Source organism: Arthrobacter sp. SlRoot2-15, assembly GCF_059739345.1.
This window is the reverse complement of sequence record NZ_AP046058.1, coordinates 1,847,679-1,871,966: the sequence shown is the minus strand read 5'-3', so window position 1 is coordinate 1,871,966 and position 24,288 is coordinate 1,847,679. Positions and strand designations below refer to the sequence as shown.

16 protein-coding genes are annotated in these 24,288 nt (G+C 67.2%); 8 read left to right on the top strand and 8 right to left on the bottom strand.

What is annotated here, in order from left to right:
• Positions 1 to 23 precede the first annotated feature (23 nt).
• On the top strand, positions 24 to 1,382 hold the full coding sequence (locus tag AC6I9V_RS08515) for an aspartate aminotransferase family protein (RefSeq protein WP_497899073.1): 1,359 nt from the start codon (positions 24 to 26) through the stop codon (positions 1,380 to 1,382).
• A gap of 134 nt (positions 1,383 to 1,516) precedes the next feature.
• On the opposite strand, the gene AC6I9V_RS08510 is transcribed toward AC6I9V_RS08515, so the two are convergent.
• The 3 genes from AC6I9V_RS08510 to AC6I9V_RS08500 are packed head-to-tail and all read right to left on the bottom strand — an operon-like array spanning position 1,517 to position 5,511.
• Entirely contained in the window at positions 1,517 to 3,493 is a 1,977-nt protein-coding gene (locus AC6I9V_RS08510; protein ID WP_497899072.1) for a penicillin-binding transpeptidase domain-containing protein, read from the bottom strand.
• Positions 3,494 to 3,544: 51 nt separating this feature from the next.
• Entirely contained in the window at positions 3,545 to 4,201 is a 657-nt protein-coding gene (locus AC6I9V_RS08505) for a response regulator transcription factor (protein ID WP_497899071.1), read from the bottom strand.
• Entirely contained in the window at positions 4,198 to 5,511 is a 1,314-nt protein-coding gene (locus tag AC6I9V_RS08500) for a sensor histidine kinase (RefSeq protein ID WP_497899070.1), read from the bottom strand. Before AC6I9V_RS08500 ends, AC6I9V_RS08505 begins: the two co-directional genes overlap by 4 nt.
• Positions 5,512 to 5,708: 197 nt before the next feature.
• Here AC6I9V_RS08500 and AC6I9V_RS08495 point away from each other — a divergent pair, with 197 nt between their 5' ends.
• A complete protein-coding gene (locus tag AC6I9V_RS08495) occupies positions 5,709 to 6,803 on the top strand; it encodes an FtsX-like permease family protein (RefSeq protein WP_497899069.1) in 1,095 nt (364 codons plus the stop codon).
• A 63-nt stretch (positions 6,804 to 6,866) separates the two neighbouring features.
• Entirely contained in the window at positions 6,867 to 7,562 is a 696-nt protein-coding gene (locus AC6I9V_RS08490; protein WP_497899068.1) for an ABC transporter ATP-binding protein, read from the top strand.
• Here AC6I9V_RS08490 and AC6I9V_RS08485 read toward each other — a convergent pair.
• From AC6I9V_RS08485 to AC6I9V_RS08465, 5 genes are all read right to left on the bottom strand, one after another.
• A complete protein-coding gene (locus AC6I9V_RS08485; RefSeq protein ID WP_497900282.1) occupies positions 7,559 to 8,998 on the bottom strand; it encodes a phytoene desaturase family protein in 1,440 nt (479 codons plus the stop codon). The two genes, AC6I9V_RS08490 and AC6I9V_RS08485, sit on opposite strands and share 4 nt — an antisense overlap.
• Positions 8,999 to 9,003: 5 nt before the next feature.
• Positions 9,004 to 10,473, bottom strand: coding sequence for a glycosyltransferase family 87 protein (locus AC6I9V_RS08480; RefSeq protein WP_497899067.1), 1,470 nt, complete (start codon positions 10,471 to 10,473; stop codon positions 9,004 to 9,006).
• 151 nt (positions 10,474 to 10,624) lie between these two features.
• On the bottom strand, positions 10,625 to 10,765 hold the full coding sequence (locus AC6I9V_RS08475) for a hypothetical protein (RefSeq protein WP_349412688.1): 141 nt from the start codon (positions 10,763 to 10,765) through the stop codon (positions 10,625 to 10,627).
• Positions 10,766 to 11,432: 667 nt separating this feature from the next.
• Positions 11,433 to 12,017, bottom strand: a complete 585-nt coding sequence (locus tag AC6I9V_RS08470) for a histidine phosphatase family protein (RefSeq protein WP_395940440.1) — start codon at positions 12,015 to 12,017, stop codon at positions 11,433 to 11,435.
• Entirely contained in the window at positions 12,018 to 13,490 is a 1,473-nt protein-coding gene (locus AC6I9V_RS08465) for a CCA tRNA nucleotidyltransferase (RefSeq protein ID WP_497899066.1), read from the bottom strand.
• 218 nt (positions 13,491 to 13,708) lie between these two features.
• Here AC6I9V_RS08465 and AC6I9V_RS08460 point away from each other — a divergent pair, with 218 nt between their 5' ends.
• From AC6I9V_RS08460 to trxA, 5 genes are all read left to right on the top strand, one after another.
• A complete protein-coding gene (locus AC6I9V_RS08460) occupies positions 13,709 to 14,209 on the top strand; it encodes an NUDIX hydrolase (RefSeq protein WP_349412685.1) in 501 nt (166 codons plus the stop codon).
• A gap of 53 nt (positions 14,210 to 14,262) precedes the next feature.
• A complete protein-coding gene (gene murJ, locus AC6I9V_RS08455) occupies positions 14,263 to 16,338 on the top strand; it encodes a murein biosynthesis integral membrane protein MurJ (RefSeq protein ID WP_497899065.1) in 2,076 nt (691 codons plus the stop codon).
• Between the two features lie 171 nt (positions 16,339 to 16,509).
• Positions 16,510 to 18,087, top strand: coding sequence for an ABC transporter substrate-binding protein (locus tag AC6I9V_RS08450; protein ID WP_497899064.1), 1,578 nt, complete (start codon positions 16,510 to 16,512; stop codon positions 18,085 to 18,087).
• 180 nt (positions 18,088 to 18,267) lie between these two features.
• Entirely contained in the window at positions 18,268 to 19,224 is a 957-nt protein-coding gene (gene trxB / locus AC6I9V_RS08445; RefSeq protein WP_497899063.1) for a thioredoxin-disulfide reductase, read from the top strand.
• 38 nt (positions 19,225 to 19,262) lie between these two features.
• On the top strand, positions 19,263 to 19,589 hold the full coding sequence (gene trxA / locus AC6I9V_RS08440; protein ID WP_349412681.1) for a thioredoxin: 327 nt from the start codon (positions 19,263 to 19,265) through the stop codon (positions 19,587 to 19,589).
• Positions 19,590 to 24,288: the final 4,699 nt, after the last annotated feature.

The window sequence follows — 24,288 nt, the reverse complement described above, 5'->3', positions numbered from 1 at the left end:
ACTACACCAGAAAGGCACTCAACATGACTTCCACTATTGAAAGCGGCGTTCTGCCGGTCCAGCACGACGCCGAAGGCGCCCGCCGGGCGTACGAGCTGGACCGCAAGCACGTCTTCCACTCATGGTCCGCCCAGGACCTCCTGGACCCTATGGTGATCACCGCGGCCGAGGGATCCCATGTATGGGATGGTGAGGGCAACAAGTATCTGGACTTCTCGTCCCAGCTGGTCAACACGAATATCGGCCACCAGCACCCCGCCGTCGTGGCCGCCGTCGCAGCGCAGGCAGCCAAACTCTGCACTATCGCCCCGAGCTACGTCAATGACGCCCGCTCCGAGGCGGCCCGTCTGATCGCGGAACGGACCCCCGGCGAGCTGGACAAGGTCTTTTTCACCAACGGAGGTGCGGATGCCAATGAGCACGCTGTCCGTATGGCGCGGCTCCACACGGGCCGCCACAAAGTCCTTTCGGCCTACCGCTCCTATCACGGCGGCACCCAGCTCGCCGTGAACCTGACAGGGGATCCGCGCCGCTGGGCCAGTGACAATGCCAGCACCGGGACCATCCATTTTTTCCCGCCCTACCTCTACCGCACCGCGTTCCATTCCACTACGCAGGAAGAAGAGAGCCAGCGCGCCCTGGAACATTTGGAGCAACTGGTCAGTTTCGAGGGCCCATCCACTATCGCGGCGCTGATCCTCGAATCGATTCCGGGGACCGCCGGCATCTATCTGCCGCCGCCCGGCTACCTTCAGGGCGTACGGGACCTCTGCACCAGACACGGCATTGTCCTGATCGCGGACGAGGTCATGTCCGGCTTCGGCAGGACCGGCAAATGGTTCGCCGTCGAGCACTTCGACGTCGTCCCGGACCTGCTCACTTTCGCCAAGGGCGTGAATTCCGGCTACGTTCCGCTGGGCGGCGTCGCCATCAGCCCCGAAATCGCGGCCACATTCGGCAAGCGGGTCTACCCGGGCGGCCTGACCTACTCCGGCCACCCGCTGGCGACCGCGGCCGCGGTGGCCACCATCAACGCGATGGAGGACGAGCGGACCGTGCAGCATGCGGCCATGCTCGGAGAGACCGTGATCGGACCGGCCCTGACCGGCTTCGCGGCGAACCATCCGTCCGTCGGCGAGGTGCGCGGCACAGGGGTCTTCTGGGCCATCGAGCTGGTCAAGAACCGTGAGACGCGCGAGCCAATGGCTGCCTATGGCGGCTCAAGCCCGGAAATGAACCAGCTTGTGGCGGCCTGCAAGTCCCGCGGCCTCCTGCCTTTCGCCAACTTCAACCGAATCCACGTGGTTCCTCCCTGCAACACCCTGGTGGGAGACACCCGGGCCGGACTCTCCATTCTGGGCCGGACTCTCCATTCTGGATGACGTACTGGACATTGCGGACAGTTTCACTGCCTAGTACGCCCGACACCATCGCACTGGAATGGCGGACGCTTCTTCACATCGGGGGAAGGAGCGTCCGCCATTTTCGGCGGACGGTGCGGCCGCAAACGCGTGCCTCAGCCGGCGGCGGTGAGGAACTCCTTGAGCAGGGGCCCGGACGTGGTGGCGCCGAGGCCGCCGTCCTCAACGAACACGGCCACCGCGAGGTCACCGTGCACGGCCACGATCCAGGCATGGGTCTTGGGCGGGTTGTCCTTGCCGAATTCCGCGGTCCCGGTCTTGGCGCCCACGGGCGCGCCCGGCACCGAAGCCAGGAAGCCCGCGTGGCCGGAGGTCACCACGGCGCGCATCATGTCAGCCAGGGAGGCGGCTTCGGCGGCCGTCACCGGGGTGCCGGCGGACTTTGCCGGGGCGGGGGCCGACGTCGACGGCTCGGCGGTGGCGCCGGCCGACGGCGCGGGGCTTCCCGCGGCGGCCGCGTTCGGGTTCAGGACCAGCACCGGGGCCACGGGGGCCCCCTTGGCCACGGAGCCTGCCATGATGGCCGCTGTGAGCGGGGACAGCAGCACCTTGCCCTGGCCGATCATCGAGGCAGCGTGTTCGGTGCCGTCGGCTTGACCGGGGACGGAGCCCAGGAAGGCCGCGGCGCCCAGCGAGGGTGCCTCCACGGCGACGCCCAGGGATGTGGCAGCCGATTCCAGCTGGGCCTGGCTGATTTGTTCGCGTGCGTTGATGAAGGCGGTGTTGCAGGAGTGCGCGAAGGCGTCCCGCAGCGTCACGGAACCCAGCGAGGAGGCCGGGTACCCTTCGGCGTTCTTGAACGTCCGGCCGTCCACGGTGAGGGTGGCGGGGCAGTCCACCTTGCTGTCCGGGGTCATGCCGGTGCGGAACATGGCCAGTGAATCGACAATCTTGAAGATGGATCCGGGGGCGTACTGGCCGAGCATGGCCGTGTCGTAGCCGTTGCTGCCCGGACCCGACGCGGCGGCCAGCACCGCGCCGCTGGAGGGCCTGAGCGCCACGATGGCCGACGCCGGTCCCACCTTGGCCAGGATGTCCTCGGCCAGCTGCTGCAGTTTCGGGTCCAGGGTGGTCTTCAGCGGGGTTCCGGGTTTCATCGGTTCCTGGAAGAAGATTCGGCGGCCGCCGTTGAGCTGGGCCTGGCGTTGTTCCGCGGTGAGTCCCGCCGTCTGGGCGAAGACCTGAACGCCGTCGGTGCCGCGCAACTGGGCATCATATTGCTGTTGCAGGCCGCCGGTGCCCGTGCTGTCCCCGGCCTTGAGCGCACCGCCGGATTTCTCGATCTGTTCGGCGTTGGCCTCGCCCACGCTGCCCAGCAGCGCGCGGGCAAAGGTGCGGGAGGGAGCGAGGGGGAGTGAATCGGCGATGGCGCGGGCGCCAGGCACCGCGGCGATCTGCTCGTCGGTGATAGTCCGGCCGTCCTGGCGGAGGGTGATCGCGGTGACAAACGCCTCGGCGCCGGCGGCCTGGACCTGCTGGGTGTAGGCGGCGGGATCGGCGCCCACCAGCTGGGCGAGTTTGGCTGCGGAGGCGGCGGGATCGGCCGAACCCAGCCGGGGCTTGTCGATGCCGACGTGCACCACGGGGCGGTAGGTGACCAGCTTTGCGTCGGCGGCACCCAGGATTTCGGCACGTTGCGGCGCCTCGGTCGAGGTGCCAAGGATTTCAGTGTCGGCCAGTCCGGGAACCAGCAGCCCGGGGCTCCACACGGTGAGCCATTTGTCGCCCGATTTCTTCAGCTGGGCGGTGACCGTGTACTTCCATTCGGCGGCGCCGATCTTCCAGCTGTACTCCAGCGGCACGGTCGCGGTGCCGGAGTCCAGCTTGAGTTCGCCGCTCTGGACCGCCGGCTTGACCGGGTCCAGCCCCTTGAAGATCTCGTGGAGCCTCTCGTTCGCCGCCCCGGAATCCTTGCCTTCAAAGGGGACGGCGCCGACGTCGAGCGCGGCCACCGCGGAAGCGAGCGCTTTCGCGGCGTCCTGCGCCCCGGTCCGGCCGTCGTCGCAGGCCACCAGCGAGGCGCCAAGAAGGAGGCCTACCAGGCCCAGTGCAAGCTTCTGAATTTTCCCCATTCGCGTCATTATGCCCTGTGCCCGGGACATTCCGGGTGTCATGAAGTCCGCCTAGCCCCGCCGGATGATCCGCCGCTGCGCTGCCACGGCGATGGCGGCCGTGCGGTTGTCCACACCGAGCTTCCCGTAGATGTGCACTAGGTGTGTCTTTACCGTCGCCTCGGAAATGAACAACTGCCGGGCGATGGCACGGTTCCCCAGGCCGGTGGCAAGCAACTCCAGCAGCTGGATCTCCCGGGTAGACAGGGCCGGCTCGGGGTTCCGGATCCGGCCCAGCAGCCGTGCGGCGACTTCCGGGGCCAGGGCGGTCTGGCCGGCGGCGGCGGCCAGCACCGCCTGGCGGATCTGCTCCGGCGGCGCATCCTTGAGCATGTAGCCGCTGGCGCCGGCCTCCACCGCGGCAAGGATGTCCGCGTCGGAGTCGAACGTTGTGAGAATCAGCACGGGCGGCGCCGGCGTCCCGGCCTCGCCGGCCTTGATCCTGCCGGTCGCCGTGACCCCGTCCATGCCGGCGCCCATCTGCAGGTCCATAAGCACAACGTCCACCGGCTCGCCCAGGGTGTTGAGCCGCGACAGCGCGGCCAGGGCGGCGGCGCCGTCGGCGGCCTCCGCGGCGACGGCGATGCCCTCGAACCCCGTGAGCATGGCCCGCAGGCCGGCCCGGACCACGGGGTGGTCGTCGACGAGCAGGACGCGGATTTCTTTCACTGTTCCCCCTTCACGGGGGCGCCGGCCGGTTCGGCCGCTGCTGGTTCCCCCTCGAGCGGCAGCCGGATGGCCACCACGGTGCCCTCACCCGGGGCGGACTCAACATCCAGGGTTCCGGCCAGCGCCGCCACCCGGTCCCGCAGCGATGCCAGCCCGTAGCCGGATCCGTCGGTCCTCTCCGGCACCGCGGAGGGCTCAAAGCCGGCGCCGTCGTCGAAGATGTCCATGGCCACCTCCGAGCCGAGGTAGGACAGGGTCACGACGGCGGTGCCGGCGTTCGCATGGGTCCACACGTTGGCGAGGCTGGACTGGGCTGCCCGCAGCAGGGTGGTCCGGTAGGGGTTGGGGAGCTCCGACGGGGTTCCCTCGACCTCGAGGCGGCAGCGCAGTGCCGCGCCGCGGGCGGCCGCCTCCGTTTCGGTCTGGGTGCACAGCCGGCGCAGGCTGTCCACCAGCGAGCTTTGTTCCAGGTCGGGCGACTGCAGGCCGCGGACAAAGTTGCGGGCCTCGGCCAGGTTGGCGGCGGCGGTGTCCTGAACGGTCCTGAGCCGGTCGCGGGCCATCGCGGTGTCGCCGGCTTCCAGCGCCTGCTCGGCGGACCGTCCCATCAGCACAATGCTGGAAAAGCCCTGGGCCAGGGTGTCGTGGATTTCGCGGGCCAGCCGGGTCCGCTCGGCCAGGGTTCCGGCGTCGTGCTGGCTGCGGGCCAGTTCGGCGCGGGTGCGGCGGAGTTCCTCGGCGGCCAGCCGTTGATTCTCGGCTTCGAGGTACAGCGCGCGGTAGGCCAGGCCGGTGACCACGGCGAAGGCCGCGCCAAAGAGTGGCCCGAGCACCATGGGCAGCTGCAGCGGGTTCCCGGCCGGGCCGCCGTTGTGGAACCACAGGGCGGCGACCACCAGCACGGTGCTGGCCGCTATGGCGGCCAGCGCCGGACCCCGGCGAAGCACGTGCAGCTGCAGGAAGAAGAGCGGGAAGGCCAGCCAGACGAAGTCGGGGCTGCCCCAGATGAGCAGCAGCCAGAGCAGGCACACCGCTCCCAGCCACCAGGCGGACAGCGGCCCGGGGTTGAAGCGGACCGGCCGGGCGGAGTGGCGCTTCTCCAGGACCGTGCCGGCGAGGTAGACGCCGGCAAGGCACAGGGCCAGGCCGACGTGCAGCCACGCCGGGCCGTTGATCCCGCCGGACAGCAGCCGGACCAGCGCGACGAGCAGCAGCACAGCAAACCCCACGTGCAGGCTGACCCGCAGGATCCGCAGGATCACGGCGGCGCCGGTGGCGTCCCGCTCCGCTTCGCCGCTCTTGACCTCCATGATTTCAGCCTAGCGCCGGGTTGGGCTGCACGCCGGGCAACTATGGGGGGAATCGGGCGAAGCCTGGCCACAATCAACCTTTTGGTTGACTGGCGGATCAACCGGACGGCCGCCGCGGACCATCCGGACCCCCGATGGCAGGCAGGCCGTGCCGCGCCAGAGTAGAAGGACGCCAGTAACCACCACAAAGGACACCCATGTTTCTCGCCATCCGTGACATCCGCTTCGCCAAGGGCCGCTTCGCCCTGATGGGCGGCGTTGTTGCCCTCATTACCCTTTTGCTCGTGATGCTCTCCGGGCTCACCGCCGGGCTCGGCAACCAGTCCACGTCCGCCATCGCGGACCTGCCGGTCGATCAGCTTGTTTTCGGCGCACCGGCCGGCAGCAGCCCCAAGGCCTCCTTCACGGAATCCGAGGTCACCGGCGCCCAGTTGGCAGCCTGGTCCGCCCGCGACGGCGTCAGCCGGGCCGAAGCCCTCGGCATCAGCCAAAGCCGGCTGCAGAGCCTCGGCGTCGGCGGGGATCCGGCCGGAACCGCCAACGTGGCCGTTTTCGGCGTCGACGCCGGCGGCGGCCTCGCCCCCGCCCCGGTCGGCGACGGCACCGTGGTGATCGGATCCGGACTCGCCCAGGAGCTCGATCTCGCGGTCGGCAGCCGGTTGTCGGTGGGCGGCACCGAGCTGGCGGTCTCCGCCGTGGTCGAGGACCGGTGGTATTCGCACACCGGCGTCGTCTGGACCACTCTGGGGGACTGGCGGAAGCTGGCCCACCTGGCCGGCGGGGAGGCCATCGCCACCGTGATCGCGGCCAGTTTCGACGCCGGCGGCGCGGATGTCGCCGCGGCCAACCAGGCGGCGGGGACGGTCAGCGCCAGCCGGGAGGGATCCTTTCAGGCGCTTGGCTCCTACCGGAGCGAGAACGGCTCGCTGATGCTGATGCAGGCCTTCCTCTACGGCATCTCCGCGCTGGTGATCGTGGCGTTCCTGACCGTGTGGACCGTGCAGCGCACCCGGGACATCGCCGTCCTAAAAGCCCTCGGCGGCTCCTCCGCTTACGTGCTCAAGGACGCCATGGTGCAGGCGGCGGTCGTCCTCGTCGCCGGGGCCGCCACCGGCGGGGCAGCCGGCCTGGTCGGCGGCCTGTTGGCCGCCCAGGCGGCGCCGTTCCTCACCACCATGCAGACCACGGTGCTGCCCGTCGCCGGAATTGTGGTCCTGGGCCTCGCCGGGGCGGCGCTGGCGGTCCGCGGCATCACCCGTATCGACCCGCTGCTGGCGCTCGGCGGCAACTGACCAACCTCCCGCCCTGCCGGCGCCCGCCGTCGGCAGGAAAAACATTCTTCGAAAGGCATATTTATGGAAACCGCCCTGCACCTCAGCCACGTCACCCTCGAATACCCCGACGGCGAGGGGACCCTGCGCGCCCTCGACGGTGTCAGCCTGGACCTCCGCCGGGGGGAATTCGTCTCCCTCGTTGGCCCGTCAGGCTCCGGAAAGTCCTCGCTGCTGGCCGTGGCCGCCACCCTGGTGCGGCCCACAGCCGGATCCGTTGTGGTGGCCGGCCAGGACGCCGGTTCACTCACGGAGGCCGGAAGGACCGCCCTGCGCCGGGACAGCATCGGGATCATCTTCCAGCAGCCGAACCTGCTGCCGTCCCTCACAACGGTGGAACAGCTCCTGGTCGCCGCCCACCTGCGGGCCGAACCGCTCGGTGATGAAAGGCGTAAGGCCGCGAGCCTGCTCGGGCGCGTCGGCCTGGCGTCGGTCCTCGACAAGCGGCCGCACCAACTCTCCGGCGGGCAGCGGCAGCGGGTGAACATCGCGCGGGCGCTGATGGCCAGCCCGGCGGTGCTGCTGGTGGACGAGCCGACGGCGGCGCTGGACCGCGGCCGGAGCGAGGAGATTGTCCGGCTCCTGCGCGAGGTCACGGACGAGTTCGGCGTGGCAACCCTGATGGTCACCCACGACACCGGGCTGGTGTCCTTCACGGACGCGGTGGCGACCATGCGCGACGGCCGCCTGACGGCCGGGGTCCTCGCGGACGTCCGCTAGCGGGCCAGGTCCGGCAGCGACAGTCCGAAGATGTCTTTCAGGGCGTGTTTGGCCGCGTGGAAGCCGGACATGCCGGTCACGCCGGGCCCGGGCGGTGTGGAAGAGGAGCAGAGGTACACCCCGGGCAGGGGGGTCCGCCACGGGACGGGATCCAGCACGGGCCGCCAGAGCAGGCCGCGCAGGTCCATCACCCCGGCACTGAAGTCGCCGCCGACGTAGTTCTCGTTGTAGTGCGCCAGCTCCGCGGCCGTTGTCACGCGGCGGCCGACCACCAGGTCGCGGAAGCCGGGAGCGAAGCGTTCCAGCTGGGCGGTGACCGCGTCGCCCATGTCCACCGTGGACCCGGCGGGAACGTGGCAGTAGGTCCAGAGAACCTGGCGGCCGCCGGGGGCACGGCCCGGATCGAAGCGGGAGGGCTGGGAGGCCAGGACATAGGGCCGCCCGGGATGCCGGCCGGCGGCCACCAGGCGTTCGGCAGCCGCTGTCTCGGCCCGGGTGCCACCCACGTGGACGGTGCCGGCGTCGGCGAGTTCCGGGGCTGCCCACGGCACCGGGCCGGAGAGGATGAAGTCGACCTTGCAGGCGGCGTTGCCGAAGCGGAACTGTCCCAGCGCACGACGGTAGCCGGGCGGCAGTCTGTCGCCGGCGATCCGGAGCAGCCCCGGCGGCGCGACGTCCAGCAGCGTGGCCTTGACCGGGGGCAATTGTGCCAGCGAGCCGATCCTCACCCCGGTCTCCACCACGCCGCCGTGGGCCTCGATGTCGGCCACCATCGCCCCGGCGATCGCAGCCGAGCCTCCCACCGGGATGGGCCAGCCGCCGGCATGGCCCAGCGCGCCGAGCAGCAGGCCCGCTGCCGCCGCAGGCAGCGTCGGCAGGGGCGCCACGGCGTGGGCGGCGACCCCGCTGAGCAGCGCCGGCGCCAGTTCGCCGCGGAATCTGAGTCCCCACAGGGCCGAGCCCTGCTCCATGGTCCGCAGCCCGAAGATGGCGGCCGCGCGCGGATCCTTGGGAACCCGGAGCAGCTGGTTGAGGCTCAGGTCGGTGATCCCGTCCAGCCGGTCCAGCAGAGGCGCCATCAGCCGGCGGTAGGGGCCGCCGTCGCGCCCCAGGCTGGCGACGGTCCGCTCCAGCGAGCGGTAGCCGAGGGCGGCCAGGCCGCCGTCGAGAGGGGCGCCGTGGGAGAGTTCGGGCACCTCCAGCCGGACCCGCCGCGACAGCTCGAACGCGCGGAAGAACGGCGAGACCAGGGCCATCGGGTGGACCGCCGAACACACGTCGTGGAAGTGTCCGGGTTCGATCAGCTCGGCGGTGCGGAGCCCGCCGCCCGCGGACCCGGCAGCCTCGTAGACGTGCACCGCCAGGCCGGCCCGCGCCATCGTCACCGCGGCCGCCAGCCCGTTGGGCCCGGAACCAACGACGGCGACGTCGGGCACCCGGATCAGCCCCCAGTGCGGGCGCGCCGCCACGGCAGCACGGACGCTGACGGGCGAGCCAGATCGAGCCGGAACCAGTCCGCGGCGCGGTCGAAGGGGCCGCCGTGCGGATCATCCACCCCGTGCCGGCGGATGACGTCGTAACCCGGGTCGCAGATGTCCCACACCACCCGCGCCATCAGGTAGCCGGTGGCCAGCATGTGGGCGAGGACGGCGAGGACGTAGTAGGGCATATCGATGTTGTGCTGGGTGGGACCCCCGCTGGTCACCTGGCCGAGGTACATCCACACGGCGGCCCAGTGCAGGCCCTCAACGGCCTGCCAGATCAGGAAGTCGCGCCAGCGCGGCCGCGCCAGGGCCAGCAGCGGGATCAGCCAGATCACGAACTGCGGCGAATACACCTTGTTGGTGAGGATAAAGGCGGCCACGATCAGGAACACCAACTGGGCCAGCCGCGGCCTGCGCGGTGCCGCGAGGGCCAGGACCGCGATCAGTACACAGGCCGCCAGGAAGAGGTTGAGGGCCAGGGCGTTGATGGACTCGGCCTCCAGCGGCTTCCAGCCGAGGCGGCCGGCGACGAGGTTGTAGGCGAACCAGGGGGAGCTGTAGCCGGCCGGGCGCGACTCGGTGAACTGGTAGAAGTACTTCCAGCCCGCCGGGTCGCTGGTGGCGGCCGGGATGTTCACGGCAAGCCAGGTGGCGGCCGCGGCCCCGGCGGTGACCAGGAACGCGCGGATCCTGCCGGTGCGGATGGCCAGCAGCACTACCGCGCCCAGGATCAGCAGCGGGTAGAGCTTGGTCGCGGTGCCGAGGCCGATAAACAGGCCCGCCAGGAGCAGTTTGTCCTTGGCGAAGAAGTACATGCCCAGTGCCAGCAGCGCGACGGCCCACATGTCCCAGTTGATGAATCCCGCGAGGACAATGCCCGGCGCGAGGGCCACCATGGCTGCGTCCCAGGACCGGCGGCGGGCGGTGCGGGCGGTGGCCAGCACGGTGATGATCCAGACGGCGGCGATCAGCGTGGCGTTGACATCGAAGTAGGCCAGGACCCGGGAATCGGTGACGCCGGCACCGGGGACCAGCAGTGCTGTGGCGCCGGCGATGAACCCCATCAGCACGGGATACTCGAAGAAGCTGCCAGCGGTGACGAACGGGAAGGCTCCGTCGCCGAGCCCGCGGTTGCGGAACAGCTCGGGGAAGTCCGAATAGCAGGTGGCGTAGAACTGGCCGGGGGATTCCCAGCCGTTGCCGCGGCAGTAGCCCTTGAGCAGGATCCCCAGCAGGGCGGCGAGGACGGTGAGCAACACCAGGACCCGTTCCACGGTGAAGAATCCGGGGGAGACGATGCCGGGAGCCGTGCGCCGGCCAAGCGGGCCGCCGATGAGTTCGGTGAAGTTCCGCAGCAGCAGGTCACTGCGGCTGGGGACGACCAGTCGGGTCCGCTTGCGGTTCTCCGGCGGCTTTGTCTCCTGCATGCCTCGAGCTTACCGGGGCGGCGGGGCGGTTAAACGGGGGAGCCCACGCGTCGCCGCGTGGGCTCCTTGCGGATCGGTAGCCATGGCTGTCAACAGTTCCTCCTTCGCCGGGCAGGTTCCCCTGCTAGGGACGGGCTGAATCGCCGGCGCATCAGCGGAGCATTCCCAGCCGGTACATGGCGAGGAAAACATCTTCGCGCCGCTGTTCCAGCAGCTGGGCGTTGAACTGGGTGTTCTCGCGGCGTGCCTGGCTCGGGTTGAAGACGAAGACGTCGTGCAGTTTTCGGAGCATGGGTGTCACCTCCCCTCGGGGGTTTCGGTGGAGACGGGTCCGCCGGGTGGCGGGTCGGGTGGCGGAAGTTGATGCAATAGTCACGGTGGACCTTTCATTTTGGGTAAATGGAAAAGAATTTAGGCACGCCAATTAGAGCCCCAGAAATTGATGGAAAAGACTCTGAATTAGGCGCGGAAATGCCCGGCGCTAATTAGGTGGATTCACAGCTGTGAAGAACAACCGTGAATGAATGGCCCCCGCGCGAAGTGCGCCGCAGCCCCAACAAGAAGCTGGGTTCCGAACTATGGGGTGACTGCGCAACCGCGTGGGTCCGCTGGGTCCGACGTTCCGCCCAAGCCCTCCCCGGAGGAGAGGCCCGGCAAGCTACCGGCTCCGGCTCATGGCCGGGGCGGGGTATTTAGCAGGCGGAAAGTCCGACTTTCGGGCGCGCGGTAGCGACAGAGGCCGGGGTGGCGGTGAAGGTGTACATCCATCCGCGAGTCAAAGTAGTAATCATTTTCCCAACCTCCTTTTCTGTTCTGCCGTGGCTCCGGCGTACTGGCCGGGCGACGCGCGCCATGACCCTGGCAAGTCGCACTGGGGTCAGAAATAAAAATACACCATGAATGCAGCCATCGACCACAGAATTCATTAGGTTTCTAGGAAAAACTTTTTGCGGCGGACTTTATAGTCCCCAGCGGACGATGGCGGGGGTCTTCTTGTCCCAGCCCAGGGTGCACACTTTCGCGGTGCCGAGCACAAAGTGCCGGCCCTCGTGGGGGTCGAGGCCGAGCCACCGCGCGGTCAGGATCCGGGAGAAATGGCCGTGCGCCACAATGAGCACGTTGTCCAGGCCGGATTCGAGCACCCGGGCCACGATTTTGTCCGCGCGGGCGGCGACGTCGTCGAGGGCTTCCCCGTTGGGCACGCCGTGCGTCCAGATCAGATAGTCGGGGTTGTCCTTGCGGATCAGGTCCGAACTGATGCCTTCGTACTCGCCGTAGTCCCATTCCACCGCGAGGGGTTCCAGCTGGGCGTCGGGGAACCCCGCCAGCTCCGCCGTCCGGCGTGCCCGGCGCAGCGGCGAGGTCAGGACCAGATCGAAGTCCACGGCGTCGAGCACCTTCCGCGCTTCGACGGCCTGCTGCTCCCCTTCCACGGTGAGCGGGAGGTCGGTGAGGCCGGTGTATTGCCCGCTCTTGGACCATTCCGTTTCGCCGTGGCGCAGGATCCAGAGCTGGGGGCGGGGTCCGCCGGACGATGCAATCACTTAGGACTCCTCTGTAGGGGAAACGTCGACGGCGGCGGCTTCCGGCTGCGCCGCCCACCATTCGTGCAGCTTTGCCTCGGCCACTTCCGGATCGAGCGGGCCGTGCTCCATCCGTTCCTCAAGCAGGAACTTGTAGGCCCGGCCCACCACGGGACCCGGCTTGAGCCCCAGCAGTGCCATGATCCGGCCGCCGTCCAGGTCCGGCCGGACGGCTTCGAGGGATTCCTGCTCGCGGAGCGCCGCGATGCGCGCCTCGAGGTCATCGTAGGCGAAGGCGAGCCGCTCCGCCTTGCGCTGATTGCGGGTGGTCACATCCGAACGGGTCAGGCGGTGCAGGCGCTCCAGGAGCGGTCCGGCGTCGGTGACGTAGCGGCGGACGGCGGAATCGCTCCAGCCGGCGTCGCCGTAGCCGTAGAAGCGCATGTGCAGCTCCACCAGCCTGGCCACGGCCTTGATGGTGTCGTTGTCGAAGCGCAGGGCCTTCATCCGTTTGGACGTCAGTTTGGACCCGACCATGTCGTGGTGCCGGAAGCTCACCGCGCCGCCGGGCTCGAAGCGGCGCGTAGCGGGCTTCCCGACGTCGTGCATCAGCGCCGCGAACCGCAACACGAAGTCCGGGCCGGGCACGGGCCCGTCAACTTCCGATTCCAGGGCCGCGGCCTGCTCCAGGACCTGCAGCGAGTGCTGGTAAACGTCCTTGTGGCGGTGGTGTTCATCGGATTCCAGCCGCAGGGCGGAGACTTCGGGCAGCACGAACTCGGCCAGCCCTGTCTCGACCAGCAGGTCCACGCCGGTCCGCGGCCGGGGGGCGCAGATGAGCTTGACGAGCTCGTCCCGCACCCGTTCGGCGGAGATGATCTTGATCCGCTCGGCCATTTTCGTCATGGCCTGGCGCACGTCCGCGTGCACGGTCACGCCCAGTTGGGCCGCAAAGCGGGCGGCGCGCATCATCCGGAGCGGGTCATCGGAGAAGGAGTCCTCCGGGGAGCCGGGGGTGGCGAGCGTGGAGGAGTGCAGGTCCCGCACGCCGCCGAAAGGGTCCACGAGTTCCATCGCCGGCAGCCGCAGGGCCATGGCGTTGATCGTGAAGTCGCGACGCAGCAGGTCGTCGGTGAGCGATGAACCGAACGCCACCACCGGCTTACGCGACTCCGGATCGTAGGCCTCGGCCCGGTAGGTGGTGATCTCGATCTGGAACCCGGCCTTGCGCATGCCGATCGTTCCGAAGGCGCGCCCGATCTCCCAGTAGTTGTCGGCCCACTTTTTGATCAGCGCCACCGTCTCATCCGGCGTCGCGTCCGTGGTGAAGTCCAGGTCCGGCGAGACCCGGCCCAGGAAGAGGTCACGCACCGGGCCTCCCACCAGGGACAGCTCATGACCGGCGTCGACAAAGCGCTGCCCAAGTTCAAGGACCACCGGGTCCACCTGGAAGTCGACGGTGTGGGAGTCAGTCTGGTGATGTACGTGCGCCATAGTCTCTTAAGCTTGTCAGAAATCCGGGCCAGCACCACACCGGAGCCGTCCACGATCCGCCGGAGGCCGCGGCGCGACGCGGCCGGGACGCCGCGCCGGTTTTCCGCCCAGCCACGTTCCCGTCATGTTTAGGTCATCAAGTCAGGGCAAGAGTCGTTAGAGTGGACTTCATGGCCCATCCCGTACCGAGCGCTCCCGGCAGGAGGACAAACGCACCGTTGCCTTCGGCAATCGGTGCCCACGTCGCGCCCGCGCAGCACCCGGGACAGGCTTCGCTGCCGACCGTCGAGGAAGTCTCCGCCGGCGGCGTTGTGGTGGACACCTCCGACGCCGAATTGAGGGTCGCCATCATCGCCCGCCTCAACCGCGGCGGACGCCTCGAATGGTGCCTGCCCAAGGGCCACCCGGAGGGCGAGGAAAGCAACGAGGAGGCCGCGGTCCGCGAGATCGCGGAGGAAACCGGGATCGAAGGCAAGATCCTGGCGCCGCTGGGCAGCATCGACTACTGGTTTACTGTCAGCGGACACCGCGTGCACAAGACGGTCCACCACTATCTCCTGCAGTCCACCGGCGGGGAACTGACCATAGAGAACGATCCGGACCAGGAGGCCGTCGACGTCGCCTGGGTTCCGCTCCACGAACTGGCCCGCAAACTGTCCTTCCCGAATGAGCGACGCATCGCGGACCTCGCCCGGGAAGTTCTGCCCGAACACCGCTGAGGCGCCCGCCCGGCGTGCGTACAAACGCGCGCCCGGGTGAGACGATGAAGACAATGTCTGCAGCTAAGCCCCCCTCTGAAAAGCCCGCCCCCTCCGGGGCAGCCGCCGCCCAGGCCGCCCGTTCCGGAGAGGCTCGTTCCAGCGCCGTGATGGCCGCCGGAACGCTGGTTTCACGCTTCCTGGGCTTCGGAAAGACCTGGATGCTGGCTGCGGCCCTCGGTCTCGGCTCCACGGTTACCGACACTTTCATCAACGCCAACAACCTGCCGAACCTGATCTTCCTGCTGGTGGCCGGCGGCGTCTTCAACGCCGTCCTGGTGCCGCAGATCATCAAAGCCAGCAAGGGACCGGACCGCGGCGCGGACTACATCAGCCGGCTGCTGACCCTGGCCGTGGTGGTGTTGCTCTCGTTGACGCTGCTGGTCACGCTGCTGGCCCCCTGGGTGATCGAACTGACCACCCAGGGCTACTCACCGCAGCAGAAGTCACTGGCCGTGTCCTTTGCCTTCTGGTGCCTCCCGCAGATTTTCTTCTACGGCCTGTACGCCCTGCTCACCCAGGTCCTGAACGCCAACGGCGCCTTCGGGCCTGCCATGTGGGCACCCATCATGAACAACATCGTCGCCATTGCCGGTTTGGGCATGTTCATCTGGATCCTCGGCTCCAACGCGGCCAACCCGCACACCCTCGACAATTGGGGCACCTTCCAGACCTTCCTGGTCGCGGGGTTCTCCACGATCGGCGTCGTCGCGCAGACCGCCATCCTGCTGGTTCCGGTCTTCCGGCTGCGGCTGGGCCTGCGGCCGCGCTTCGGCTGGCGCGGCGTGGGCCTGGGGCAGGCCGCGAAGTTGAGCGTCTGGACCCTGGCCACCGCCGCCGTCGGGCAGCTGGCCTTCCTCTACGTCATGCGCATCGCCACGATCCCCGGCGCCGAACGCCTCCGGCTCGAACGCGCCGGCGCGCACGCCGCGGCGGCGACCATGCCCGGCAACGCCGTGCTGGAGGTGGCCAGCCAGCTTTACCTGCTCCCGCACTCGATCATCGCGCTCTCGCTCGCCACGGTCCTGTTTAACCGGATGACCCGCGCGTCCCAGGACGGCAACCGGGCCGAGCTGCGGCGGGCGCTGTCGCATGGCCTGCGGACCATGGCGGTCGCCACGGTTTTCGGGGCCCTGGCGCTCTTCGCCCTCGCTGGCCCGCTGGGCATGTTCTTCTCGGGCGAAAACCGGCAGGACGGCGTCATGCTCGCCCAGACGCTCACCATCCTGGCCCTCAGCACCCCGTTCATGAGCGCCAACTTCATGATGTCCAGGGTGTTCTACGCCAACGAGGACGCCCGGACCCCTTTCTTCATCCAGCTGGTGCTCGCCGCCGTCAACGTCGTGGCGGCCTTCTTCATCCAGTTCCTTCCCTTCGACCAGATCATCTTCGCCATCGCCGTCCTCTATACCGCCGGCAACATCCTCTCGGTCATCGTCAGCGCCTTCTTCCTGCGCCGGCTGCTCGGGCATCTCGACGGGCCCCGGGTGGCCAGCTCCTACATCCGGATGGGCTACGCGGCGCTCGGCTCGGCGCTGGCCGGGGCCGGAGCCCTCTGGCTTATGGGCAGCTACCGGGCCGACGGCTTCGCCTGGAGCAGCAGGCCCGCGGCCTTGGTGACGATCGTCGTCGTCGGCCCGGTCATGCTCGCCGTTTATTTCGTCCTGCTCAAGGTCCTCCGCGTGACGGAACTGCAGGACCTGCTGCAGCCGCTGCTGGGCCGGCTCGGCCGCGCCCCCGCCGCGGCCGGCCCGGAAGCCGAAGACACTGTCGCCGGCGAGCCGTTGGCCCACGAGGGTCCGGCCCCCGCCCGCCCGGCGCCGCAGCGCGCCACCACCTCGGTCGATACCGGCCTGATTCCCCGGATCTCCGGCGAATTCGACGCCGCCTCGTTCCGCGCCGGCCCGGACCTCCACGACGACGGCCGCGGCTGGGGAGCAGACGGCGGCTACCTCCCCGAGGAAGAGGTTCCCAGCACCGCCCAGGGCAGCCAGGGCCGGTCCGAAATACCCTTGCCCGGCCGCCGGACCTACCAGGGCCAAGCCGGCCACAACCCGCACTTCCCGTTCGGCCGGCGGAAGAAAAAATGACCCTTCCGCGCTTCCGGATACCGGAATCACGCGGCGCGGACACTGTATCGGCTAGGATCGAAGACTAACAAGGGGAGTTGCAGACCTGAGGTCCACCGGCTTACCGGGGGGCCTGCGGTGACTGTTGACGTCATCAAGGCCGGCAGTTCCCGGACAGTCTAGGAGGAACCCGTGTCCCACCCGATCGATGTCGGATCAGTACTTGGCGGCCGCTACAAGGTCACAGCCACGGTACTGACCTCGCATGACCAGGATCTGGTGCTGGACGGAGTGGACCAGGTGCTCAACCGCCCGGTGAGCATTCTCGTAGCCGGCCCGGGAAACGCCGACCAGGTGGCCCAGAGCGCCCGCGAGGTGGCGACCGGAGAACGTCCCGGTCACGTCCAGATCCTCGACCTCGGGGTGAGCGACGCCGCCACTTACCTCATCACGAACCACACCTCGGCCGCCGACCTCCTGGACCTGGTGGTCAGTTCAAACCCGCCGTATGTGGAACCGTTCTTCACCGACACGCTGGGCAGCGAGATTTTCGGACAGGCCCGTTCCAAGGAACCCGAGACCTACGACGGACTCTACGACGACGAGGAAGTCGAAGCAGGGTACATCAACTACGGAGACCAGCAGCGGCAGGCAGGACAGCGTCCCGCGACGCCCTCAGCCCCGCCGCAGCGTGTTCCGGCCCCGCCCGCGGCCTCTCCGGCGGCAGGTGCCCGCGGCGCGGGTGCCGGCGCCCGTGGTGCCGGAGTTGCAGGCGCAGCCGGTGTAGCTGCAGGGGCAGCCGCGGCCAGCGCCGCCAAGTCCCCCAAGACCGCGCCACAGGATGCGGCGCCGCAACCAACGGCGGCCCACCCCGTCCAGCCCGCTGCACCCGCGGCTCAGAAGGCCCCTGCCGGCGAGACGCCGAAGGTGTCCCTGTGGGAGGACGAAAACTACGACTACGCCGAGCCCGAGCAGCGGACCACCTCGATGGAGACGGCCGGCTCCAAAGGCGCCGGCGCGGGCCGGGCCGCGGGAAGCTTCCCGGCTTTCGCCCGCAAGGGCGCGGCGGAGGACCAATACCGCGACTACGACGCCGATGACGAGAACGACGACGAGCCACGCCGCGAACCGCGCTCCATGCGCTGGCTGGTCGGCGCCCTGCTCGCTGCCGTGCTGGTGATCGGCCTGATCTTCGCCGTTACCAACCTCGGCGGCCTCTTCAAGGGCGGGACGCCCGAAGCCGCCAAAACCACGCCTGCAACCGGAACTCCGGCGCAGACGGGAACCGCCACGGCAAGCCAAAGTGCGCCGCCGGCGGCCGTGCCTCCAGCCATCGAGTCCGTCACCCGCCAGGGCAACTTCGATTTCGCCGCCACCTACGACGGCGACCTGGTCAAGACCTATGACGGCAACGCCGCCAGCTACTGGTCCGACATGGAATTTGCCACCGACAGCTGGGGCGGCTTCGCGCCCGACGGCGTCCCGCTCGTCGTCAAACTCAAGGGCCCCGCGCAGATCTCCTCGGTGACCCTGAGCCAGCTCGGTGCCTCCGGCGGCAACATCAGCGTCTTCACCAACGACCGGCCCTCGCTGGACGGAGCCAAGCAGGTGGGCAGCAATAGCTTCACCTCGCCGGAGCTGACCCTGCCGCTGCCGGAACCCGTCACGGCGCAGTACGTAATCGTCTCCATCAAGAGCCTGCCCAAGCTGGCCGCGCCCAAGACCCGTTACGGCTTCGGTTTGCGCCTGGCCGAGATCAAGGTCCAGTAGCCGGCGCCCGTAACCCTCGCAGGACGGTCCCCGTTTTCTCGTTCCCACCGGTAGCCTGAGTAGTTGTGCATACCCTCGCCGTTCACGGCGCGGGCGGAATATTCGCATCCCCACGGTAGTTGTGCCATGTGGCCGGCCACGCAGGCGGGCGCATCGACAAAGGAAGAGGTTCACCGTTCAGTGAGCAACGCAGAAAACACCGCGTCCGAAGTACGTGATGTCATCATCGTCGGCTCGGGCCCCGCAGGCTACACCGCCGCGGTGTACACGGCACGCGCCAACCTGAAGCCGCTGCTCCTGGCCGGTTCGGTTACCGCTGGCGGCGAGCTGATGAACACCACCGACGTCGAGAACTACCCGGGCTTCCCGGACGGCATCATGGGCCCGGACCTGATGGAAAACTTCGAGAAGCAGGCCGAACGCTTCGGCACTGAAATCCAGTTTGAGGACGTTACCGAACTGGACCTCGACGGCGACATCAAGACCGTCACCATCGCGACGGGGGAGACCTTCCAGGCGCGCTCCATCATCCTGTCGACCGGATCGGCCTACCGCGAACTCGGACTGCCCAACGAGAAGCGCCTCTCGGGACACGGCGTGAGCTGGTGCGCAACCTGCGACGGTTTCTTTTTCAAGGACCAGGACATCGCCGTCATCGGCGGCGGCGACTCCGCCATGGAAGAGGCACTGTTCCTCACCAAGTTCGCGAAGTCCGTCACGGTGGTCCACCGCCGCGACACCCTGCGCGCCTCCAAGATCATGGCCGACCGTGCCCTGGCGCACGAAAAGATCAACTTCATCTGGAACAGCGGGGTGGAGGACGTTCTCGGCGGAGACAAGGTCACCGGCCTCCGGTTGAAGAACCTTGTTGACGGCACCGAAACCGAACTCGCTGTCACCGGCGTCTTTGTGGCGATCGGCAACGATCCCCGCACCGACCTGGTGAAGGGCAAGCTGGAGCTCTCGCCGGAAGGCACGATCGCCGTCGATGGTCGGACCTCCAAGACCAGCGTCAAGGGCGTCTTCGCCGCCGGCGACGTGATCGACCCGACGTACCGCCAGGCCATCACCGCCTCGGGGTCCGGCTGCATTGCCGCCCTCGACGTCGAGCACTACCTCGCAGACCTCCACGCCTAATCAGCGCGCGGCAAGCAACCCAAGAGAAAGACAAGGTTATGAGCAACGCTAAAGACGTAACTGACGCCAGCTTCAGCACCGACGTGCTGGGAGCCGACAAGCCGGTCATCGTGGACTTCTGGGCTGAATGGTGCGGCCCCTGCCGCAAGCTCGGTCCCATCCTGGACGAGATCTCGGTCGAATACGCCGAGAAGGTCAACGTCGTCAAGGTGAATGTCGACGACAACCCGGCCATCGCTGCGGAATATGGCATCACGTCCATCCCGGCGGTCTACCTGTTCCAGGGCGGGGAAGTGAAGAGCACCGTCATCGGTGCTAGGCCCAAGCAGTTCTTCGAAAAGGAATTCGCGGACGTCCTGTCCTAACCGGGCAACGGTTGTCCGGGCGGCCCGCTAGCAGGGTCTGCCTGCGTGGCGGCTCTCTCATTGTGAGGGAGCCGCCATTTCTTTTGCCCCGGGGTCTGCGCACCCGATGCGGGGGGAGGGCAAGCAGGCGCACCCCACCTCTCGAGGCGGACACCTGGGGATTCTGGGCACGGCGCACAATGTTTTTTGTATGATCCCGGTGGCTCCGCTTTCGTAGCGGTCCTGGATTCTGTACTCAAGTATTGCGGGCCTCCTGGTCATACTCGCCCGGTCCTGAGTAACTCCGAACCCGCTAGCCAAGCCGGAATGCCGGATCAGAAACGCTCGTGGTGGAGCCCGTGCAGTGAGTAGACGAGAAGGATTCCATGCGACCCCCAAGGGGGATTAGTTTCACGTGGAACACGGACCGCGCGACCTTCGAGTCCACGGGGCCGCAAACCTGGCCACGTCTTTAGGTAGCCGGGAGAAGAGCGTGGAAGGAGCATCGCACTCAGTCCAACTCCTCGCCTATACATATACCCTCGCCCCAATTCCGCCGTAGTTCAGCCGAACTCATGGAGTTTCCGCTGACGCCAGCAGGCGAGCGAAGAACGTTTCACGTGAAACAGGATCCTCACAGCGTTTCACGTGAAACCAGATCGCAGGCGCCTTCTGCACGGTCCGCTGAATGTCCAGGACGAATTGAAAAGGGCGGATCGGTGCGTAGTGCCAATCGTCGGGTTGAACTACAGATTCCTAGGTCGATTCGCGTGAAGCGGTGCAGGTTTCCGCGGCGGGGGACTGTCCTGTGATCAGTTTGGCTGAATCAGCAAGATTGCAGCGTACTGCGGGTGACGGTGCCTGAAACGGGTGCGCAATAGCGATAGCCACGCATGCGCCGGCCGTCCGCGACGCCAGCAGTCGGGCCCCTTTGTGCGACGCTCGGCGCGAACGTTTTGTGACAAGCTGGGCGGTTTCACGTGAAACATCCCTCGAGGCTCCAGCGTGGTCCTGGTACTGCAATGCACAGCTGCCATGTCGGCAGGCTGCCGAGCTGCCGCACCTAAAGCGACTAACGATAGTCAAGTCTCGAATAGTGTGCTCAGGGGGCAGTTTTGACCTTCAAATGGCCCAAACACGCCGGCATGACCCGCTGCATCCCCTGGATCCCGATAGGCTTCACACCGCACGCGGTGGCATCGCTGTCCGTCGGCGAGTCCCTCCTGCAGAGCGGCAATCGCGCGCCGCAATGACCCTTGGCAGGCCACGTCCATATCTATAAGGCGGCACGAGTCCCAGGACCACAGCCCGCGCTGATCCACAGCCCAGAGAAGTCGCAGCCGCCCAGACATGGATGTTTCACGTGAAACGGCAGCGGGAGGCATGTCGTCGCCAGATAGTTGCCGGAACTCATCGCCCATTCCCAAGGCCTCGCCGCCCGTCGCCCGTTGCCGAATCCCACTACTGGGCTTCCGTTTCTGATCCGCGCAAAGTCACGACTAGGCATTCACCGGGCAACGCAGTGAGCCCACCGCAGCGAAGAGGGGGGTACGTGATATGCCATCAGTTCGCCTCCGTCGGCCAAGGGGCCAGCGGCACAACGCCACGGCGGATGAGGGCTGACCATCTCTCGGCCGGCAGGCACACGCTCATGCACCAGCACTGCGGGCGCATGGGCGGACCTACCCATCCACTCCTTCACAACTAAGCCACGTATTCACCCAGGGCAACCCACTGCACTGAGCCACAGCACTTCTGCCTGCAAGGACAGTGGCGTGTCGCTCACTCAGTCCGATAATCCTCTGCAGAACATTCACCACCCCCGGCGACGTGGGCCTCTAGTAGTCGATCACTTTCCGACAAACACCGGTGCCGCGGACAGGGATCGGCAGAAGGTCCCTTGGGTGACCACAGTCGGGCAAGCCGGCCCCGGCCATGCCACCCCAGGTACCCGTGCATCCACGAACATCCCGTCAGCCGACACGATCGCCATAGGACCGTGAGGGACTGGCCAGTTACACCGAGCTCCATCTGCCCAGGTACAGTCCGCTATGCCGTCGGTGGGATCCTGGCGTGCCGACACTGCGCTGACTTGAGCGGGTCTGTTCCCACGCCTCGTTCGCTTGGGTTGCCGGCGCCCGGCTTGCCCCTGCCCACAAGCCAGTGACCATTTGCAGCGCGGTAGGCGGGACGGATGCCCCCATCAGCGCCGCAGTGGATCACGCGCGTGCCGGGTGACCTCCGGTGCTGGGAGGGCGTTGGCCCGAATTCCTCGATGTGGTTCGCGAAGTACGGCAACAGGGTTTGAAGGTCGGGGAGTGCAAATTTCGCCACCATGGATATCGAGGCATGCCGCAGGTGTCCCCGCGGTGAGGTCCCAGGACCGCGACCGCACCGCCCACCCATCTCCCTTCGGTGGGGGCGACGCGCTTCACGGGGCCAGGTGGGACTGCGAAACCGGCTCAGTAGGCCGACGCCATACCGAGTGGACTGGTCCACGTCGGCTCGCGATGGACTCTTCTCCACAGAACTTATGCACATAGTTTTCCACAGGCAGCTGAGATATTACGCACAGCTCTATCCACAGGTAGTCCCACTTCAGTTTTGACGATCTCTCCACCAAGCGTTCACAATCACTGTAGCCGTGGGCGACCTCGCGGATGATTGGACGGCGCCGGAGGTGGAGGCAATGGCACACATCCAAGATGAAAGATTCGGAAATTAACCCAGTGATGTAGATTTCCGCGGCGAAAGTCAATGTTCTGGTTGGCTGGGGAGTGGATACGATCACGTTTCACGTGAAACATCGCCGGGCATCTCGTACTGCGGGCATACGGGCGTTCGTCGAGGCCGCCGGCCGCGACACTCGATCCGGAACCCAACCCACGAGGCCGCTTGGTAATCCACAAAGTTATCCACAGCGATATCCACCGCTGTATCCACGTACCAAAGGATTGGAGATCGACAGTCGGGACAGACGCCTAGCGTTCCAAGACTGCACCTCAGCTGCGATGAACCTTGTTTGCCACAACCTGGGCAAAGCCCTGGTGGGCTGGTTCAACTTACTCACTGGACCCGCAGGGAGGCAGCCGGCTGGGCTGCCGGCTGAGAGTGGTGGGTCAGTAGCGGCACCCCGGAGTGGATGGAGCCCGGCCGCTGCAGTGTAGCGACTTCGTTCGCGGTCAACCGACTCCGCATCAAATTCTGTCACGGATCGGGAAGTCTCGACGGCTCGCATTGGACGTGGGTCGAGCCTCGGGCGTCCGCGGGAAGATCCCGCAGGGGAGTGACGCTGCATGGCCCGCGTAGTCCGTGTTGATACGTTCATGACCATCCATGCAAGTTGTCGTCTACGGACTGGACGGGACACGTGGTGAAGATACGGAACCGCGGCTGGGAGCCATAGCGAGCAGCCACGGGCACCCGGCGATCCTGGCCCGTGGCCAGGTGGTGCTGACCGCACGCCGTACGGTCCCGTCGATTTCTGAAGCCGTGCTGTCCGTTCACCGCCTTGTACGAATTGCCGCGAACTTCTGGCTTAGCCAGACTCGAGAGACCAGGCCTTGTCTGTCCGGCGTTTTGTCCCGTTTACGGGGGACCGTTTGCAATATCAGCGCCCGCAGTATCTGGCTGTCCTGTCACCGGTCCGGTCCGCTTGCCGGGGACAACTGACATAGTCGCCCCCGAGTTCCTGTGACACGCCAGTAAGCCGCCCTGGGCACGTTCGCTGGGAGTAAAGGGACTCGCCGCTGCACAGGCCGCTATGCCGGCGCCCAGGGGTGCCTTTGCTGCCGTCTCCGGAGGCTTGGCTGGCGACGCAGGAGGTATTTCGTCCGCCCACACGGGAGCTGCTGCCTCGGGCCCTACACGCCCCCTGCCAGACCACGGGGTGGCGTCAGACTTTCTCTCTCCACTGTGTGTCCCGCAAGGTTCAGCACACCAGGCACCCCTTCGACCCTCGCGAAGAGCGGAGTTTCACGGTCCAGATCACGTGCACCGAGCAAGGTGCACCGAACCGGAGACAGCCTCAGTTTCCGTCGACCACAACCGCTAACTTACCTTTTGCGGACTCATGCGCTCTCTGGGCAACAAGGACCCGGTATCGTCAAAGCCGGATGCGGCCGGGAACCGCTCGGTTTCACGTGAAACATTCCCACTGTTCGCCATTGGTACCCGCGGTCGCTGTGCAATCGAAGAACACGCTGCGTAGGTGCACAGCACGCATGGCTCGGCAGGCGGTTCCCCACGTCGACGGCCATTCCACACAGGAAGTGCATCTTCGCGGTAGGTGAGTGCGCCGGATTTTGCGCAATAAACTGCCCTCGTGAGAATTCTGAATGGTCCACGGGCCGGATCTTGTGCGCCCCAACGTGCCTCCAGATCTCGTACATCCCTGAGCCCATCGTTGTGCTCGGCACCGGAGTTGGACTGCACCGACCGGGAGAGTGCCCCGCCTACTGAGTCACCTGCGGGGCCGTGCACCGCTAGCGCAAAGAGTGCGAATGAGGTTACGCCGACAAAGCGAGAATGATGTTTCACGTGAAACCAGCCCCTGAATTGACGTTGCGGGCGCCTAATCATCCAACGATCAGCCTGGATCCCGCCTGCGGACCAGGCATTCAGCGGGTAACACCGAACGTTACGGACCTCCGGCTGCAGTAGGGGACCCCAGCCAAACAGCTCCAGCCCCCCCCGGACGCCTCCGGCCGTTCAATTCGCG